Here is a 16,923-nt window from a genome sequence, read left to right as displayed (position 1 = left end):
ATAGCAAGGGCGGGCCTCGAAGGACGAGCCACCTTGCCGGCCCCTACTGCGTCAGCAGCAGCGCGCCGTTCTCGACCTGGTATTTCTTCAGCCGCGACAGGAAGCTCATGCCGATCAGCGTGCCCTCCAGCGCCTTGTCCTCGAGCACCACGGCAGCCACGTCCTCGACGCTGATGCGGCCGATCTGCAGCCTGTCGATGCGCGCCACCGCGGCCTTGGCGACGCCGTTGGCGGTGTTGACCTCCTGGGTGAAGTCGGCCGCCGCAACTTTCACGCCGGCCTTGCGCGCGGTCGAGAGGTTGATCGCCACCACCGTCGCCCCGGTGTCGACCATGGCCTCGACGGAGCGCCCGTTGAGCTTGAAGGTCGCGGTGAAATGGCCGCGCAGATCCTGGTCGATCACGACGCGCCGCGCGCCCGTCGATGCGGCCGCCACGTTGACCTGCACCGGCTTCTCGACCGCCGTTTCGCTTCCCGATGAAGCCGCCAGCAGCGCCCTGAACGTGCCGCCGTTCTTTTCGTACAGCGTCGGCAGCGACGCCGACGTGCCGGCGGCGACGCCGAATATGATCAGTTTACGCAGCATGGTGACGCCTCTTGTTTTGGCGTCATCCTAGGCGGCACAAGGTGATCGCGGCTTTAACGGCGGCGGCCCGCGAGGGCGCCGTCGCGAAAGGCGGTGAACAGCCGGTTAAGCCGGCTATTTGGTGCCGTACATCCGATCGCCGGCATCGCCGAGGCCGGGCACGATGTAGCCCTTCTCGTTGAGCGATCGATCGATCGAGGCGGTGAACACCGGTACGTCGGGATGCGCCTTGGTGAAACGCTCGATGCCTTCCGGCGAGGCGAGCAGGCAGAGGAAGCGCAGATTGGTCGCGCCGCGGCCCTTGAGCTTGTCGATCGCCGCGATCGCCGAATTGGCCGTCGCCAGCATCGGGTCGACGACGATGACGAGGCGGTCGCCGATGTCGCTCGGGGCCTTGAAGAAATATTCGACCGCCTCCAGCGTCTCATGGTCGCGGTAGAGCCCGACATGGGCGACGCGCGCGGCCGGCACGAGGTCCAGCAGGCCTTCGAGCAGTCCGTTGCCGGCGCGCAGCACCGAGGCGAACACCAGCTTCTTGCCCTCTAGCGTCGGCGCTTCCATCGTCTCGATCGGCGTCTCGATGGTCTTGGTGGTCAGCTCGAGGTCGCGGGTGACCTCGTAGCCGAGCAGCAGCGAGATCTCGCGCAGCAGGCGCCGGAACCCGGCCGTCGAGGTTTCCTTGTCGCGCATGATGGTCAGCTTGTGCTGGACAAGCGGATGGTCGACGACGGTCACGGTCATGGCTTACGCTCCTGGAAACTCGGAAATTGTCGCCATTCTATCGGCAGGCACGTCGCCTACCAACGACCTGCCTGCCTCGAACCACAGTTTTGTCGGCCGAAATCAGCGTTTCTGGCCATCCAGTTTGGCCAGCAGGGCCGATTTGGTCTTCCGGTCGACGAACGCCGCCTCGATCGCGGTGCGGGTCGTGGCCGCGAGCGCCTTCTCGTCCATGCCGAAATGCTCGGCGGCGATGTCGTATTCGCGCTTCAGGCTGGTCCAGAAATAGGGCGGGTCGTCCGAGTTCAGCGTCACCTTGCAGCCGGCGCTGCGCAGCCGCGTGAAGGGATGCTCGGCGAAGCTGTCGAACACCTTGAGCGCGATGTTCGAACCTGGGCAGACCTCGAGCACGATGCCCTCGTCGGCGATGCGCCTGACCAGGTCGGGGTTCTCGATGGCACGAACGCCGTGGCCGATGCGCGAGGGGCGGATATGGTCGAGCGCGGCCGCAACGCTTTCCCAGCCCAGGAGTTCGCCGGCATGGATGGTGATGCCCAGCCCCGCCTCGCGGGCAATCTCGAAGGCGCGAACATAGTCCTCGAAGTCGCCCATGCGCTCGTCGCCGGCGACGCCGAAGCCGGTCACCAGCGGATGGTCGCATTTGGCGGCAAAACGCGCCGCCGCCTCGATCGAATCGACCCCGACATGGCGCACGCCGGTGACGATCATGCGGCCCTCGATGCCGGTCTTGGCCTTGGCCCGCTCCATGCCTTCGCCCAGCGCGTCGGTGTAGGCCTTGGGCGTGAGCCCCGCCTTGATGGCGTGGTCCGGCGAGGTGAATACCTCGGAATAGATCGCCCCGTCGCGGGCGAGGCTGGTCAGGTAGTGCTCGGAAAGCCGGGCATAATCCTCTTCGGTGCGGAACAGGTCGGCGGCGAAGTCATAGGCGGCGAGGAACGAGGTGAAATCGTTCCACACGAAAGAGCCGTTCTGGATGAAGGGAGAGTGATCCTTGCCGTATTTCTGCGCCTGGCGGATTACGAGTTCGGGAGCGGCCGCGCCTTCTATGTGGCAGTGCAGCTCGGCTTTCAATGGCATATGTTATTCCTCGTCCTCTCGGCGCGGGCGCGGCTGAAAACCGCGCCTCAGACAATAGCGCCGGCTGGTGTGATCGGCTATGGTCCCGCCGGATTTGATTGGACAAGAAAATGTCAGAACAACGGACGACGGCCGTCGGCGGCATGGAAACTTCGTATGGTTTCCGCAATGTCGGCGCGGCCGAGAAGCAGGGCCTGGTCAACGAGGTCTTTCACAAGGTCGCCAACCGCTACGACCTGATGAACGACCTGATGTCGGGCGGCCTGCACCGGGTCTGGAAGGATGGCATGGTGGCCTGGCTCAATCCGCCGCGTCGCCCCGGCTGGAAGGTCCTCGACGTGGCCGGCGGCACCGGCGACATCGCCTTCCGCATCATCGATGCCTCGCACGGCAACGCGCACGCCACCGTGCTCGACATCAACGGCTCGATGCTGGCCGTCGGCCGCGAGCGGGCCGAAAAGCGCGGACTTGCCGGCCAGGCCGACTTCGTCGAGGCCAATGCCGAGGAACTGCCCTTCGCCGACGAGACCTTCGACGCCTACACGGTCGCCTTCGGCATCCGCAACGTGCCGCGCATCGACGTCGCGCTCACCGAAGCCTGGCGCGTGCTCAAGCCGGGCGGCCGCATCATGGTCCTCGAGTTCTCCGAGGTCGACATGCCGCTGCTCGACCGCGTCTACGAGGCCTGGTCGTTCAACGCCATTCCGCGCATCGGCCAGGTCGTCACCGGCGAAGCCGAGCCCTATTCCTATCTGGTCGAATCGATCCGCAAATTCCCCAATCAGCAGAATTTTGCCGCGATGATGACCCGCGCCGGATTCGATCGCGTCTCCTTCCGCAACTATACCGGCGGCATCGCGGCCCTGCATTCGGGCTGGAAGCTTTGACGGACGGCGCACGATGAGCAGTATCGGGGCGTCTTTCCGGCTCGCCCGCGCCGGCTGGATCATGGTGCGCGAGGGCGTGGTCGCGGCATTGCCGGGCGACCAGCTCGACGGCCTGCCCAGGTTCGGCTGGCGGGTGGCGAAGCTGTTGACCCGTCGCCGCGCCCGCACCAAGCAGCGCAGCGACCGCCTTGCCAACGCCATCGCCCGTCTCGGCCCGTCCTACGTCAAGCTCGGCCAGTTCCTGGCCACCCGTCCAGACGTCGTCGGCGACGAGATCGCGCTCGACCTGGCACTGCTTCAGGACAGCATGGCGACCTTCCCGATGCCGGAAGCCGTTTCCGCCATCGAGGGTTCGCTCGGCCGCAAGGTCGAGGACCTCTATGTCCGGATCGGCGAGCCGGTCGCCGCCGCCTCCATCGCCCAGGTCCATCCGGCCGAGGTGGCGACCGCCGACGGCGTCCGCAAGGTCGCGGTCAAGGTCATCCGGCCCGGCGTGCGCAAGCGCTTCTTCCAGGATCTCGAAAGCTATTTCCTCGCCGCCAGGCTGCAGGAACGCTACATCCCGTCGAGCCGCCGCCTGCGCCCGGTCCAGGTCACCGAGACCCTGGCCCAGACCACCAAGGTCGAGATGGATTTCCGCCTCGAGGCCGCCGCCTATTCCGAACTCGGCGAGAATACCAAGGAGGATCCGGGCTTCCGCGTGCCGTCGATCGACTGGGAGCGCACCGGCCGCGACGTGCTCACCATGGAGTGGATCGACGGCATCAAGCTCAACGACATCGAAGGCCTGCGCGCCGCCAACCACGACCTGAAGGCAATTGCCGCGACGCTGGTGCAATCCTTCCTGCGCCACACGCTGCGCGACGGCTTCTTCCATGCCGACATGCACCCGGGCAACATGTTCGTCGACGCCAAGGGCGAGATCGTCGCCGTCGACCTCGGCATCTCGGGCCGCCTCGGCAAGAAGGAGCGCCGTTTCCTCGCCGAGATCCTCTACGGCTTCATCACCCGCGACTATACCCGCGTCGCCGAGGTGCATTTCGAGGCCGGCTACGTGCCGCGCAGGCACGACGTCGCGGCCTTCGCCCAGGCCATCCGCGCCATCGGCGAGCCGATCCACGGCCAGCCGGCCGAAACCATCTCCATGGCCAAGCTCCTGACCCTCTTGTTCGAGGTCACCGAGCTGTTCGACATGGAGACGCGGCCGGAACTGGTGCTGCTGCAGAAGACCATGGTCGTGGTCGAGGGCGTCGCCCGCTCGCTCGATCCCGCCTTCAACATGTGGAAGACCGCCGAGCCGGTGGTCGGCCACTGGATCGCCGGCAATCTCGGCCCGCGCGGCCTGCTGATCGACGCCCGCGACGGCCTCGGCGCGCTGCTTTCGTTGGCGCGCCAGGCACCCGACCTCTCGGCCCGCGCCGAGCGCCTGTCGCGCGAGATCGACGCCATGGCCGAGAATGGCCTGCGCTTCGACCAGGCCACCGCCCACGCCATCGGCAAGGCCGAGGCGCGGCACACCCGCTCCGGCCGCATCGCGCTCTGGGTGATCGCGCTGACCCTGCTCTTTATCGCCTGGAAGCTGCTCTGAGGTGGCATGACAGCATTGCTAGCAATGCTGTCATTGAATGCATCACGCTTCGGCGCTATCTTCTGTGAGATAGGAGCCATGCCATGGGCACGCTGACCATCCGCAACCTCGACGACGACGTGAAGCAGGAACTGCGCACCCGCGCCGCCGCACGCGGCGTGTCGATGGAGCAGGAGGTGCGGGACCTCATCACCCGGGATGTCAGGAACGGCAACCGTCGCCTGCTCAATGTCTCTTTCGACGAGATCATGAGCCTGTCCCGCAAGCCCGCCCGGCCAATCGATTCCAAAAAGGCGCAGGACGAGGTTTGGGATTACCTCTACGAGGCCGATCGCCGATGATCGCCGTCGACACTTCGGCCTTGTTTGCCTTCCTTGCGGCAGAGCCCGAGGCGGCAGATGTCGCGCGGCTCATGTATGGCTCGCCGGTCCTCGTATGCGCGCCGACATGGGCCGAGACGGGAATCGTCGTGTCGAACAAGCTCGGATCGGATGGGTTGTCCCGGCTGCAGCGGCTTGCGCAGGCCCTGCAGTTCGACATCGTCGCCTTCGATCGCGATCTTGCCGACGCCGCGGTTGCCGCGCATCGCCGCTTTGGCCGAGGTTCGGCGCATCCGGCCAATCTCAACTTCGGCGACTGCTTCGCCTACGCACTCGCCAAGACCCGAAAAGTCCCTTTGCTTTTCAAAGGCGACGATTTCATCCATACCGACATCGAACCGGCACTCAAGCCGGCCTGAGACCACGGCGGACCTGGCATGTTCCTTTCCGGCAAGCGCATCCTGCTCATCATCGGCGGCGGCATCGCGGCCTACAAGTCGCTCGACCTGATCCGCCGCCTGCGCGAGCGCGGCGCCTCGGTGCGGGCGATCATGACGTCTGCCGCCCAGGAGTTCATCACGCCGCTGTCGGTCGGCGCGCTCACCGCCGACCACGTCTTCACCGATCTCTTCGACCGCCAGGACGAGCAGGACGTCGGCCACATCAGGCTGGCGCGCGAGGCCGACCTGATCGTGGTCGCGCCCGCCACCGCCGACCTGATGGCCAAGCTCGCCAACGGCCACGCCTCCGACCTCGCTTCCGCCGTGCTGCTCGCCACCGACAAGAAGGTGCTGTTCGCGCCGGCCATGAACCCGAAGATGTGGTCGCATCCGGCGACGCGCCGCAACCGCGCCACCCTCGAAAAGGATGGCGTCCATTTCATCGGCCCGATGAAGGGCGAGATGGCCGAGAGCAACGAGGCCGGCGAAGGCCGCATGGCCGAGCCGCTGCAGATCGTCGGTGCCGTCGAGGAGCTGCTCGACGCCCGGCCCAAGCCGCTGTCGGGTCGCAAGATCATCATCACCTCCGGACCGACGCACGAGCCCATCGACCCCGTGCGCTATATCGCCAACCGCTCCTCGGGCAAGCAGGGCCACGCGCTCGCCGCCTCGCTCGCCCGGCTCGGCGCCGACGTGCGGCTCGTCTCCGGCCCGGTCACCATTGCCGATCCCGCCGGGGTGAAGACCGTGCATGTCGAGAGCGCGCGCGAGATGCGCGATGCCGTCGAACAGCTGCTGCCGGCCGATGCCGCCGTCTTCGTCGCCGCAGTCGCCGACTGGCGCGCCGCCGCTTCCGCCGGCGAGAAGATCAAGAAGGTGGCGGGCGAGGGGCCGCCTGCGCTGCAGATGGTCGAGAACCCCGACATTCTCGCCGGCGTCGGCCACCACGCCAAGCGTCCCTATCTGGTCGTCGGCTTCGCCGCGGAAACCCAGGACGTGCTCAAGAACGCACAGGCCAAGTTGGCCAAGAAGGGCGCCGACTTCATCGTCGCCAACGATGTCAGCCACGAGGGCGGCGTCATGGGCGGCGACCGCAACCGCGTGAAGATCGTGAGCCCGGCCGGCGTCGACGAATGGCCCGATTTGCCCAAGGAAGAGGTCGCCGAGCGGCTTGCCCAGCTGATTGCCGAGAAGCTAAGGACGATCACTGTCTGAGCGGTGTTTCGCCTGTGAAAACATAGTGTTCACAGGTTGGTGTCTTGGCCGCTTCGCCCGCGCGTGCGAGGGAAGGGCCCCCCACCATCTGGAGTTCCCTCGGAAATGAAGCTTTTCTACATGCCCGGCGCCTGCTCGCTGGCCCCGCACATCGTCGCCAACGAGGCCGGCATCGACCTCGAACTCGTCAAGGTCGACGGCAAGACCAAGACCACCGAAACCCAGCAGGACTTCCTCGCCACCAACCCCAACGGCTACGTGCCGGCGCTGGTCCTCGGCGACGGCGAGCTGATGACCGAATCCTCGGTCCTGGTGCAGTACCTCGCCGACCAGAAACCCGAGAGCGGCCTGATGCCCAAGGCCGGCGACATGGCGCGCTATCGCGTCCAGCAGTGGCTGGCCTTCGTCGCCACCGAGCTGCACAAGGTCTTCGGCGCCTTCTTCAAGCCCAACACGCCCGAGGCGACCAAGGAGATCAACCGCGAGCTGCTCGCCAGGCGCCTCGCCTATGTCGACGGCAAGCTCGAAGGCCGCGCCTATCTGATGGGCGACGTGTTCACCGCTGCCGATGCCTACCTCTGGACGATTCTCGGCTGGGCCCGGCATGTCGGCATCGACCTTTCGTCCTTCGCCAACATCCAGCGCTATCTCGGCACCGTGGCGGCCCGCCCGGCCGTGCAGAAGGCGCTGCGCGCCGAAGGCCTGGCCTGATCCCTGCCGATCTGCCGCGGCTGACGCGGCGGTTCCGAACCTGACGACAAGACGGCCCTCCGGCATCCGCCCGAGGGCCGTTTTCTTTATGCAATTCCTATTTCTTTCAGGGCGCCGCTCTCTCGAACCTTAATGCGGTTCGGCCCCAGATTCCTCCCTGACATCGACAGTTCTGCCGACGACGCCCGCATCGCTGGCGTCGCCGTGTCGTGCATCGATCCAACGCCCGCCTGCCGGGACGATTTCAGGAAAGGACCACGGAGATGGACATCTTCGTACTCGCCATAGGCGTCTTCTTCTTCGCCATGTGCTTCGCCTACGTCAAAGCCTGCGACATCCTCTGAGGGAGCGTTCGATGTTGTTCGACTACATTCTCGGCGGCGGCGTGACCGTGTTCCTGCTCGCCTACCTGACCTACGCGCTCATCCGCCCCGAACGGTTCTGAAGACCGTCCCGCGCATGTTCGGAAAGCTTTTCTCATGACCATCAATGGCTGGCTACAGATCCTCGTCTTCTGCGGGGTCATCATTCTGCTCGTGAAGCCGCTCGGCGGCTACATGTACCGCGTCTTCAGCGGCGAGCGCACCTTCCTCACCACTGTCCTTGGCCCGGTCGAGCGCCTGCTCTACGGCCTCGCCGGCACCAGCGAGCGCGAGGACCAGCACTGGACCGGCTATGCCGCGGCCATGCTCGCCTTCAACGTCGCGGGCTTCCTGCTGCTCTACCTTTTACAGCGCCTCCAGGGCGACCTGCCGTTCAATCCGGCCGGCATGACTGCCGTCCCGCCGGAGCTGTCGTTCAACACCGCCGTCAGCTTCGTCACCAACACCAACTGGCAGAACTATGGCGGCGAAAGCACCATGTCCTACCTGGTGCAGATGGCCGGCCTGACGGTGCAGAACTTCGTCTCCGCCGCCACCGGCATCGCCATAGGCATGGCGCTGATCCGCGGCTTCGCCCGCGCCTCGGGCAAGTCGATCGGCAATTTCTGGGTCGACCTGACGCGCGCCACGCTCTACGTGCTCCTGCCGCTCTGTATCGTGCTCACGCTCGCCTATGTCTGGCTCGGCGTGCCGCAGACGATCGGCGCCTACGTCACCGCCACCACCGTCGAGGGCGCTGAGCAGACCATCGCGCTCGGGCCTGTCGCCTCGCAGCTCGCCATAAAGATGCTCGGCACCAATGGCGGCGGCTTCTTCAACGCCAACTCGGCGCATCCGTTCGAAAACCCCGACGCGATCTCGAACTTCCTCCAGATGGTGTCGATCTTCGCCATCGGTGCCGCATTCACCAACGTCTTCGGCCGCATGGTCGGCAACCAGCGCCAGGGCTGGGCGATCTTCGCCACCATGGGCATCCTGTTCGTCGCGGGCGTCGCCTTCACCTACTGGGCCGAGGCCGCCGGCAACCCGCTCGTCCAGGCGCTCGGCATCGACGGCGGCAACATGGAAGGCAAGGAGGTCCGCTTCGGCATCGTCTTGTCGTCGCTCTTCGCCATCGTCACCACGGCTGCGTCCTGTGGCGCGGTCAACGCCATGCACGGCTCGTTCACCGCGCTCGGCGGCATGATCCCGCTCATCAACATGGAACTCGGCGAAGTCATCGTCGGCGGCGTCGGCGCCGGTTTCTACGGCATCCTGATGTTCGTCGTCATCGCCATCTTCGTCGCCGGCCTGATGGTCGGCCGCACGCCCGAATATCTCGGCAAGAAGATCGAGGCCAAGGAGGTCAAGATGGCCGTGCTCGCCATCCTGTGCCTGCCGCTCGCCATGCTCGGCTTCACGGCAATCGCCGTTCTGCTGCCCAGTGCGGTGGCATCCATCGGCACGCCCGGACCGCACGGCTTCTCCGAGATCCTCTATGCCTATACCTCGGGCGCGGCCAACAACGGATCGGCCTTCGGCGGCCTCACCGGCAACACGCCCTGGTACAACGTCACCATCGGCCTCGCCATGCTGATGGGCCGCTTCCTGGTCATCATCCCGGCACTCGCCATCGCCGGCTCGCTGGTCGCCAAGAAGACCGTGCCCGCCTCGGCCGGTACCTTCCCGACCGACACGACCCTGTTCGTCGGCCTGCTGGCAGGCGTCATCCTCATCGTCGGTGGCCTCACCTTCTTTCCGGCGCTCGCTGTCGGCCCGATCGTCGAACATCTCGCCATGATCGTCGGCCAGGTCTTCTGAAGCAGCGCCGCTAGAAAATACGGAGTCTCAAAATGAGCACCCACAAATCCGCGAGCCTGCTCGACGCTCGCATCCTTCTCCCGGCGATCGGCGATGCCTTCAGGAAGCTCGACCCGCGCAGCCTGGCCCGCAACCCGGTGATGTTCGTCGTCGCGGTCGTCTCGGCTCTCACCACCGTGCTGTTCGTCAAGGACCTCGTCAGCGGCACCGGCAACCTCGGCTTCTCGTTCCAGATCATCCTCTGGCTCTGGTTCACCGTGCTGTTCGCCAACTTCGCCGAGGCCGTCGCCGAAGGCCGCGGCAAGGCCCAGGCCGACTCGCTGCGCAAGGCGCGCACCGAAACCCAGGCCAAGCTGCTTGAGGGTGATAGCACCACCTCGTGGAAGCTGGTGCCGGGCACCAGCCTCAAGGTAGGTCAGGTCGTCCTGGTCGAGGCCGGCGACATCATCCCGTCCGACGGCGAGGTCATCGAGGGTGTGGCGTCGGTCAACGAGGCGGCCATCACCGGTGAATCCGCCCCCGTCATCCGCGAATCCGGCGGCGACCGTTCGGCCGTCACCGGCGGCACCCAGGTGCTGTCGGACTGGATCCGCGTCCGCATCACCGCCGCCGCCGGCTCGACCTTCCTCGACCGCATGATCTCGCTGGTCGAGGGCGCCGAGCGCCAGAAGACGCCCAACGAGATCGCGCTCAACATCCTGCTCGCCGGCATGACCCTCATCTTCGTGCTGGCCGTCGCCACCATCCCGAGCTTCGCCACCTATGCCGGCGGCTACATCCCGGTCATCGTGCTGGTCGCGTTGTTCGTGACGCTGATCCCCACCACCATCGGCGCGCTGCTGTCGGCCATCGGCATCGCCGGCATGGACCGTCTCGTCCGCTTCAACGTGCTCGCCATGTCCGGCCGCGCCGTCGAGGCCGCCGGCGACGTCGACACGCTCTTGCTCGACAAGACCGGCACCATCACCCTCGGCAACCGCCAGGCCACCGAGTTCCGTCCGGTCAAGGGTGTCTCCGAGCAGGAACTGGCCGACGCCGCCCAGCTCGCCTCGCTCGCCGACGAGACGCCGGAAGGCCGCTCCATCGTCGTGCTTGCCAAGGAGCGTTACGGCATCCGCGCTCGCGACATGGGTTCGCTGCACGCCCATTTCGTGCCCTTCACCGCCCAGAGCCGGATGAGCGGCGTCGATTTCGACGGCTCCTCCATCCGCAAGGGTGCGGTGGATTCGGTGCTCGCCCATGTCAGGTCGATCGCTGCGTCCGCCTCGGGCGCGCCGGCCGACAGCGAGGCCGTGCGCAACATCCAGGCTATCTCGGACGAGATCGCCAAGCTCGGCGGCACCCCGCTCGCCGTTGTCCGCGATGCCCGCCTGCTCGGCGTCATCTACCTCAAGGACATCGTCAAGGGCGGTATCAAGGAGCGTTTCACCGAGCTGCGCCGCATGGGCATCCGCACCGTCATGATCACGGGCGACAACCCGATGACGGCCGCGGCGATCGCCGCCGAAGCCGGCGTCGACGACTTCCTTGCCCAGGCGACGCCCGAGAACAAGCTGGCGCTGATCCGCGAGGAGCAGGCCAAGGGCAAGCTGGTCGCCATGTGCGGCGACGGCACCAACGATGCGCCAGCACTTGCCCAGGCCGATGTCGGCGTGGCTATGAACACCGGCACGGTCGCAGCGCGTGAAGCCGGCAACATGGTCGACCTCGACAGCGATCCCACCAAGCTCATCGAGATCGTCGAGATCGGCAAGCAGCTGCTGATGACCCGCGGCGCGCTCACCACGTTTTCGATCGCCAACGACATCGCCAAGTATTTCGCCATCATCCCGGCGATGTTCCTGGCCTTCTACCCGCAGCTCGGCGCGCTCAACGTCATGGGGCTTTCCACCCCGCAGAGCGCCATCCTGTCGGCCATCATCTTCAACGCGCTGATCATCGTGGCGCTCATCCCGCTGTCGCTGCGCGGCGTGAAGTACCGCGCCGTCGGTGCCGCCTCGCTGCTCCGCCGCAACATGCTGGTCTACGGCCTCGGCGGCATCGTCGTGCCCTTCATCGGCATCAAGGCCATCGACATGGCGATCACCGCCATCGGCCTCGCATAAGGACGTCTCCAATGCTGAAGCAACTCAGACCCGCGCTCGTCATGATCGTAGCGCTCACCGCCATCACCGGCCTCGCCTATCCGCTCGGCATGACCGGCATCGCCCAGGTGCTGTTCCCCAAACAGGCCAACGGCAGCCTGATCGAGAAGGACGGCAAGGTCATCGGCTCCGAGCTGATCGGCCAGGCCTTCACCGGCGACCGCTACTTCCACGGCCGCCCGTCGGCCGCGGGCGACGGCTACAATGCCGCCGCCTCCTCCGGCTCCAACCTCGGCCCGACCAGCGCCAAGCTGATCGACCGCATCAAGGCCGATGCCGAGAAGCTGAAGCAGACCGATCCGGGTGCGCCCGTGCCCATCGAGATGGTCACCGCCTCCGGCAGCGGCCTCGACCCGCACGTCTCGCCCGAGGCGGCCTATTTCCAGGTCGCCCGTGTCGCCAAGGCGCGCGGCGCCGATCCGGCCTTCGTCCGCAATCTCGTCGACAGCCACGTCGAGGGCCGCAAGCTCGGCTTCATGGGCGAGCCCGTGGTCAACGTGCTCAAGCTCAACCTTGCCCTCGACGCCGCGATTGCGCGCTGACAACTTCGCGCCGGGGTTCTAACACTGTAAGAAACTCCGGCGCACCGACACATGCAGGCATAGATGCCAGACGATATCAGGGACAAGGAAGCCAGGCCTTCGCCGGACGCGCTGCTCGAGACAGCCGCCCGCGAAACCCGCGGCCGTCTGAAGATATTCCTCGGTGCTGCCCCCGGCGTCGGCAAGACCTACGAGATGCTGATGTCGGGCCGCGCCCGGCTCGGCGACGGCACCGACGTCGTCATCGGCGTGGTCGAGACCCATGGCCGTCGCGAGACCCAGGCGCTTGTCGAGGGCTTCGAGGTCATCCCGCGCAAGGCGGTCGACTACAAGGGCCGCGCGCTGGACGAGATGGACCTCGACGCCATCATCGCGCGCCGGCCGAAGCTGGTGCTGGTCGACGAGCTCGCCCACTCCAACGCTCCCGGCAGCCGCCATCCCAAGCGCTATCTCGACGTCCAGGAATTGCTGTCCCAGGGCATCGACGTCTACACCACGCTCAACATCCAGCATGTCGAGAGCCTCAACGACGTCGTCGCCCAGATCACGCGCATCACCGTGCGCGAGACGGTGCCCGACGTCATCATCGACCGCGCCGACGACGTCGAGATCATCGACCTCACGCCCGACGACCTGATCAAGCGGCTGCACGAGGGCAAGGTCTACGTGCCGACCACGGCACGCCGGGCCATCGAGAACTATTTTTCGCCCGGCAACCTGACCGCGCTGCGCGAACTCGCCCTGCGCCGCACCGCCCAGCGCGTCGACGAGCAGCTGCTCACCCACATGCAGGCCCATGCCATCGAGGGGCCGTGGGCCGCCGGCGACCGCGTGCTGGTCGCCGTCGACGAGCATCCGCGCAGCGCCTCGCTCGTGCGCTTCGCCCGCCGCCAGGCCGACCGGCTGCGCTGCCCCTGGGCAGCGCTCCACGTCGAGACCTCGCGCTCGGCCAATCTGGGCGACGCCGACAAGGACCGGCTCGCCGCTACCATGCGGCTGGCCGAACAGCTCGGCGGTGAGGCGGTGACCATTCCCGGCCAGTCGGTGGCCGAGGACATCGTCCGCCACGCCGGCACCCACAACTTCACCCACATCGTCATCGGCAAGCCGTCCAAGCCGCGCTGGCGAGAGCTGTTCGAGGGCTCCGTCACCCACGACCTGATCCGCCAGGCCGGCAACATCTCCGTCCACGTCACCTCTGGCGCCGAGCAGGACGCGGCGCTCGCCGCCCGCGACGTCAGGACCGCCGCTCAGCGGCGCGGCCTCGACCCCCGGCCCTATCTGGTGGCGACGTTGCATGTGACCGGCGCGCTCGCCTTCGGCTTCGCCCTCGACACCTTCCTCGACGTCCGCTCCATCGCGCTCGTCTTCCTGATGGCGGTGCTCACTTCGGCGGTCACGCTCGGCCTGTGGCCGGCGCTCTACGCCTCGGTGCTGAGTTCGCTCGCCTACAATTTCTTCTTCCTGCCGCCGCTCTACACGCTGACCATCGCCGACCCCGAAAGCGTGGTCGCCCTGATCTTCTTCCTCGTCGTCGCGGTGATCGCGTCGAATCTCACCGGCCGCGTCCAGCGCCAGGCCGCCGCCGCCCGCGAGCGGGCGCGCATGACGGAAGACCTCTATCTGTTTTCGAAGAAGCTCGCCGGCACCGGCACGCTCGACGACGTGCTCTGGGCCACGGCCTTCCAGATCGCCTCGATGCTTAAGGTGCGCGTCGTGCTGTTGCTGCCGGAGGACGGCACCATCGCGGTCAAAGCCGGCTATCCGCCTGACGACACGTTGGTCGACGCCGACATCGCCGCCGCCAAATGGGCCTGGGAGCACAACCGGGCCGCCGGACGCGGCGCCGACACCTTGCCGGGCGCCAAGCGCCTCTATCTGCCGCTGCGCACCGGCCGCATGGCCGTCGGCGTCGTCGGCCTCGACAACGATCGCCAGGGTCCGATCCTGACCCCCGAGCAGCAACGCCTGTTCGACGCGCTGGCAGACCAGGCGGCCGTCGCCATCGAGCGTATTCAACTCGTCGCCGACGTCGACCGCGCCCGCCTCGCCGTCGAGGCCGACCGATTGCGCTCGGCGCTGCTCACTTCGATCTCGCACGACCTCAAGACGCCGCTTGCCGGCATAATGGGGGCGGCGGGTGCGTTGCGTGACTTCGGCGGCTCGCTGCCGGAGGAGGGCAGGGTGGAGCTGGTCTCGACCGTGGTCGACGAGTCCGAGCGTCTCAACCGCTTCATCGCCAACCTGCTCGACATGACCAAGATCGAGTCGGGCGCGATGGAGCCCAATTACGCGCTGCATTTTGCCGGCGATATCGTCGGCTCGGCCCTGCGCCGCGCCGCCAAGATCACCGCCCGGCACCGGACCGAGGTCGACATGCCGGCCGAGCTGCCGATGCTCAAGATCGACCCCGTGCTGTTCGAACAGGTGCTGTTCAACCTGCTCGACAATGCCGCCAAATACGCGCCCGAGGGCTCGCTCATCCGCATTCGCGGCTGGTCCGACCATGGCTCGGTGGTCATCCAGGTGATGGATGAGGGCCCCGGCATCCCGCAGGCCGATCTGGAACGGATCTTCGATACGTTCTATCGGGTGCGCAAGGGCGACCATGTCCGCGCCGGCACCGGCCTCGGCCTGTCGATCTGCCGCGGCTTCGTCGAGGCCATGGGCGGCACGATCGTCGCCTCCAACCGGGGCGACCGGCCGGGCGCGGTCTTCACCATCACCATGCCGGTACCGGGAGAGGCATCGAAGCTCGAAGGATTGGCATGACCAGCGCCGCCGTGAAGATACTCGTCGTCGACGACGAACCGCCGATCCGCAAGCTCCTGCGCGTAGGCCTTGGCACCCAGGGCTATGCCATATTCGAGGCACCCGCCGCCAAGGCGGCGCTTGCCATTGCCAGGGCGGAGCAGCCGGATCTCGTCCTGCTCGATCTCGGCCTGCCCGATATGGCCGGCCACGACCTGCTCGCCGCCTGGCGGGCGGAGGGCGTTCAGGTGCCCGTCATCATCCTGTCGAGCCGCACCGACGAGGCCGGCATCGTCAAGGCGCTGGAACTCGGCGCCGACGACTACGTCACAAAACCCTTCGGCATGAACGAGCTCATCGCCCGCATCCGCACCGCGCTCCGCCACCGCCTGCAGCAGCAGGGCGAAAAGCCGGTGTTCCAGACCGGCGAGCTGTCGGTCGACCTGGTCAAGCGCATCGTCAAGGTCGCCGGTCAGGAGGTGAAGCTGTCGCCCAAGGAATACGACATCCTGCGCGCGCTGGTGCAGCACGCCGGCAAGGTGCTCACCCACCGCTTCCTGCTCGAGCATGTCTGGGGCGGCTCGGCCGACGTGCAGTATCTCAGGGTCTATGTCCGCCAGCTTCGCCAGAAGATCGAAAAGACCCCCGACGAGCCGCAATACATCACCACCGAGACCGGCGTCGGCTACCGCCTGCGCGAGGCCGATTAGCGCGATCCCGGAACGGGCAGCGGCATCAGAGCGAAGCGTATCTCTCCATCTCGTCGGGCCGCAACGTCAGCACGTCGACGCCCGACGCCGTCACAGCGACGGTGTGCTCGAATTGCGCCGAAAGCGAGCCGTCCCGCGTCACCACGGTCCAGCCGTCGGCTTCGGTCCGCACGCTCCGCCGGCCGCGATTGAGCATCGGCTCGATGGTGAACACCATGCCCTCGCGCAGCGTCAGCCCGGTGCCCGGCTTGCCATAGTGCAGGACCTCCGGTTCCTCGTGCATCTCGCGTCCGATGCCGTGGCCGCAAAAATCGTGCACCACCGAATAGCCGCTCCGCTTGGCATGGCGCTCGATCGCCCAGCCGATGTCGCCGAGCGTGGCGCCGGGGCGAACCGTCCTGATGCCCTGCCACAGGGCCTCGTGCGTGGCCTCGACCAGCCTCCGGGCGGCTTGGTGCACCGCGCCGACCAGATAGGTCTTGCTGGAATCGGCGATGTAGCCGTTCTTCTCCAGCGTGACGTCGAAGTTGACGATATCGCCGGCCTTCAGCACGTCCGATTGCGATGGAATGCCGTGGCAGACGACCTCGTTCAGCGACGAGTTCAGCACGAAGCCATAGCCGTACTGCCCCTTGCTTGCCGGCCGTGCCTGAAGGTCGCCGACGATGAACCGTTCGACCATTTCGTTGATCTCGAGCGTCGACCTGCCTTCGAGCGAGGTGCGATCCAGGAGCGCGAACACCTGCGCCAGCAGCCTGCCGGACTCGGCCAGCAGCAGCAGCTCCTCTGGCCGCTTGATCATGCCTGGATCGCCGCCAGCGATGGCGCCGAAACGCCGGCCAGGCTCAGCTCGCGCTCCATGATCTCGTTGAAGCTCAGCGTCGGATTGGTCTCGCACAGCATGCCGACCTTGATCCAGAAGGCGGCCTGCGCGTTGATCGACCGGCAAGACACCTTGCTCGCCCTGCGCAGCTGCTCGTGCAGCTCATCGTCTATGTTCACAATGCCCATTTGGGTTCTCCATATAT

Annotated in this window: 18 protein-coding genes; 13 read left to right on the top strand and 5 right to left on the bottom strand. The window is 66.5% G+C overall.

The window, feature by feature from the left end:
- Positions 1-43 precede the first annotated feature (43 nt).
- The 3 genes from J2X50_RS19105 to J2X50_RS19095 all read right to left on the bottom strand — a co-directional run bounded on the left by J2X50_RS19105 (position 44) and on the right by J2X50_RS19095 (position 2,404).
- On the bottom strand, positions 44-586 hold the full coding sequence (locus tag J2X50_RS19105; protein WP_429097395.1) for a retropepsin-like aspartic protease family protein: 543 nt from the start codon (positions 584-586) through the stop codon (positions 44-46).
- A gap of 114 nt (positions 587-700) precedes the next feature.
- Complete coding sequence (upp, locus tag J2X50_RS19100) at positions 701-1,327, bottom strand: uracil phosphoribosyltransferase (protein ID WP_429097393.1); 627 nt, start codon at positions 1,325-1,327, stop codon at positions 701-703.
- A 102-nt stretch (positions 1,328-1,429) separates the two neighbouring features.
- On the bottom strand, positions 1,430-2,404 hold the full coding sequence (locus tag J2X50_RS19095; protein WP_429097391.1) for an adenosine deaminase: 975 nt from the start codon (positions 2,402-2,404) through the stop codon (positions 1,430-1,432).
- A 110-nt stretch (positions 2,405-2,514) separates the two neighbouring features.
- Here J2X50_RS19095 and ubiE point away from each other — a divergent pair, with 110 nt between their 5' ends.
- The 13 genes from ubiE to J2X50_RS19030 all read left to right on the top strand — a co-directional run bounded on the left by ubiE (position 2,515) and on the right by J2X50_RS19030 (position 15,895).
- Positions 2,515-3,291: a bifunctional demethylmenaquinone methyltransferase/2-methoxy-6-polyprenyl-1,4-benzoquinol methylase UbiE gene (gene ubiE, locus J2X50_RS19090; RefSeq protein ID WP_429097389.1), complete on the top strand. Its 777-nt coding sequence runs from the start codon at positions 2,515-2,517 to the stop codon at positions 3,289-3,291.
- A 13-nt stretch (positions 3,292-3,304) separates the two neighbouring features.
- A complete protein-coding gene (ubiB, locus tag J2X50_RS19085; RefSeq protein ID WP_429097387.1) occupies positions 3,305-4,879 on the top strand; it encodes a 2-polyprenylphenol 6-hydroxylase in 1,575 nt (524 codons plus the stop codon).
- A gap of 83 nt (positions 4,880-4,962) precedes the next feature.
- Entirely contained in the window at positions 4,963-5,220 is a 258-nt protein-coding gene (locus J2X50_RS19080) for a FitA-like ribbon-helix-helix domain-containing protein (protein WP_429097385.1), read from the top strand.
- Positions 5,217-5,618 carry a type II toxin-antitoxin system VapC family toxin gene (locus tag J2X50_RS19075; protein ID WP_429097383.1) on the top strand — a complete coding sequence of 134 codons (402 nt, stop codon included), beginning with the start codon at positions 5,217-5,219 and terminating at the stop codon, positions 5,616-5,618. Before J2X50_RS19080 ends, J2X50_RS19075 begins: the two co-directional genes overlap by 4 nt.
- A gap of 18 nt (positions 5,619-5,636) precedes the next feature.
- Positions 5,637-6,854 (top strand): bifunctional phosphopantothenoylcysteine decarboxylase/phosphopantothenate--cysteine ligase CoaBC, encoded by a 1,218-nt coding sequence (coaBC, locus tag J2X50_RS19070; RefSeq protein WP_429097381.1) that lies wholly within the window; start codon positions 5,637-5,639, stop codon positions 6,852-6,854.
- Positions 6,855-6,959: 105 nt separating this feature from the next.
- Complete coding sequence (gstA, locus tag J2X50_RS19065) at positions 6,960-7,565, top strand: glutathione transferase GstA (protein ID WP_429097380.1); 606 nt, start codon at positions 6,960-6,962, stop codon at positions 7,563-7,565.
- A 209-nt stretch (positions 7,566-7,774) separates the two neighbouring features.
- Positions 7,775-7,909 (top strand): hypothetical protein, encoded by a 135-nt coding sequence (locus J2X50_RS19060; protein WP_429097378.1) that lies wholly within the window; start codon positions 7,775-7,777, stop codon positions 7,907-7,909.
- Positions 7,910-7,920: 11 nt separating this feature from the next.
- Positions 7,921-8,010 (top strand): K(+)-transporting ATPase subunit F, encoded by a 90-nt coding sequence (kdpF, locus tag J2X50_RS19055; protein ID WP_340036012.1) that lies wholly within the window; start codon positions 7,921-7,923, stop codon positions 8,008-8,010.
- Between the two features lie 34 nt (positions 8,011-8,044).
- Complete coding sequence (gene kdpA, locus J2X50_RS19050; protein WP_429097376.1) at positions 8,045-9,748, top strand: potassium-transporting ATPase subunit KdpA; 1,704 nt, start codon at positions 8,045-8,047, stop codon at positions 9,746-9,748.
- Positions 9,749-9,780: 32 nt separating this feature from the next.
- Positions 9,781-11,853: a potassium-transporting ATPase subunit KdpB gene (kdpB, locus tag J2X50_RS19045; protein WP_429097375.1), complete on the top strand. Its 2,073-nt coding sequence runs from the start codon at positions 9,781-9,783 to the stop codon at positions 11,851-11,853.
- A gap of 11 nt (positions 11,854-11,864) precedes the next feature.
- Complete coding sequence (gene kdpC / locus J2X50_RS19040; RefSeq protein ID WP_429097374.1) at positions 11,865-12,434, top strand: potassium-transporting ATPase subunit KdpC; 570 nt, start codon at positions 11,865-11,867, stop codon at positions 12,432-12,434.
- 63 nt (positions 12,435-12,497) lie between these two features.
- The gene (locus tag J2X50_RS19035; protein WP_429097373.1) at positions 12,498-15,206 is read left to right on the top strand and encodes a DUF4118 domain-containing protein; all 2,709 of its coding nucleotides are present in this window, start codon (positions 12,498-12,500) and stop codon (positions 15,204-15,206) included.
- Entirely contained in the window at positions 15,203-15,895 is a 693-nt protein-coding gene (locus tag J2X50_RS19030; RefSeq protein WP_429097371.1) for a response regulator, read from the top strand. Before J2X50_RS19035 ends, J2X50_RS19030 begins: the two co-directional genes overlap by 4 nt.
- 25 nt (positions 15,896-15,920) lie before the next feature.
- Here J2X50_RS19030 and map read toward each other — a convergent pair whose 3' ends face one another.
- Together map and J2X50_RS19020 are read right to left on the bottom strand one after the other, a co-directional pair.
- Positions 15,921-16,697 carry a type I methionyl aminopeptidase gene (gene map / locus J2X50_RS19025; protein ID WP_429097369.1) on the bottom strand — a complete coding sequence of 259 codons (777 nt, stop codon included), beginning with the start codon at positions 16,695-16,697 and terminating at the stop codon, positions 15,921-15,923.
- A complete protein-coding gene (locus J2X50_RS19020) occupies positions 16,694-16,906 on the bottom strand; it encodes a ParD-like family protein (protein ID WP_429097368.1) in 213 nt (70 codons plus the stop codon). The genes map and J2X50_RS19020 overlap by 4 nt, the downstream gene beginning before the upstream one ends.
- Positions 16,907-16,923 lie beyond the last annotated feature (17 nt).

This window comes from Aminobacter sp. BE322 (assembly GCF_050433525.1).
GTDB lineage: Bacteria > Pseudomonadota > Alphaproteobacteria > Rhizobiales > Rhizobiaceae > Aminobacter.
This window is presented reverse-complemented; position numbering and strand designations above follow the sequence as displayed.

Excerpts from the sequence above, each read along its gene's own strand:
- J2X50_RS19075 (WP_429097383.1), top strand. The coding sequence starts at position 5,217 with ATGATCGCCGTCGACACTTCGGCCTTGTTTGCCTTCCTTGCGGCAGAG.
- J2X50_RS19035 (WP_429097373.1), top strand. The coding sequence starts at position 12,498 with ATGCCAGACGATATCAGGGACAAGGAAGCCAGGCCTTCGCCGGACGCG.
- J2X50_RS19105 (WP_429097395.1), bottom strand. The coding sequence starts at position 586 with ATGCTGCGTAAACTGATCATATTCGGCGTCGCCGCCGGCACGTCGGCG.
- kdpC (WP_429097374.1), top strand. The coding sequence starts at position 11,865 with ATGCTGAAGCAACTCAGACCCGCGCTCGTCATGATCGTAGCGCTCACC.
- map (WP_429097369.1), bottom strand. The coding sequence starts at position 16,697 with ATGATCAAGCGGCCAGAGGAGCTGCTGCTGCTGGCCGAGTCCGGCAGG.
- upp (WP_429097393.1), bottom strand. The coding sequence starts at position 1,327 with ATGACCGTGACCGTCGTCGACCATCCGCTTGTCCAGCACAAGCTGACC.
- J2X50_RS19080 (WP_429097385.1), top strand. The coding sequence starts at position 4,963 with ATGGGCACGCTGACCATCCGCAACCTCGACGACGACGTGAAGCAGGAA.
- coaBC (WP_429097381.1), top strand. The coding sequence starts at position 5,637 with ATGTTCCTTTCCGGCAAGCGCATCCTGCTCATCATCGGCGGCGGCATC.
- ubiE (WP_429097389.1), top strand. The coding sequence starts at position 2,515 with ATGTCAGAACAACGGACGACGGCCGTCGGCGGCATGGAAACTTCGTAT.
- kdpF (WP_340036012.1), top strand. The coding sequence starts at position 7,921 with ATGTTGTTCGACTACATTCTCGGCGGCGGCGTGACCGTGTTCCTGCTC.
- J2X50_RS19020 (WP_429097368.1), bottom strand. The coding sequence starts at position 16,906 with ATGGGCATTGTGAACATAGACGATGAGCTGCACGAGCAGCTGCGCAGG.
- J2X50_RS19095 (WP_429097391.1), bottom strand. The coding sequence starts at position 2,404 with ATGCCATTGAAAGCCGAGCTGCACTGCCACATAGAAGGCGCGGCCGCT.
- ubiB (WP_429097387.1), top strand. The coding sequence starts at position 3,305 with ATGAGCAGTATCGGGGCGTCTTTCCGGCTCGCCCGCGCCGGCTGGATC.
- kdpA (WP_429097376.1), top strand. The coding sequence starts at position 8,045 with ATGACCATCAATGGCTGGCTACAGATCCTCGTCTTCTGCGGGGTCATC.
- gstA (WP_429097380.1), top strand. The coding sequence starts at position 6,960 with ATGAAGCTTTTCTACATGCCCGGCGCCTGCTCGCTGGCCCCGCACATC.
- J2X50_RS19030 (WP_429097371.1), top strand. The coding sequence starts at position 15,203 with ATGACCAGCGCCGCCGTGAAGATACTCGTCGTCGACGACGAACCGCCG.
- kdpB (WP_429097375.1), top strand. The coding sequence starts at position 9,781 with ATGAGCACCCACAAATCCGCGAGCCTGCTCGACGCTCGCATCCTTCTC.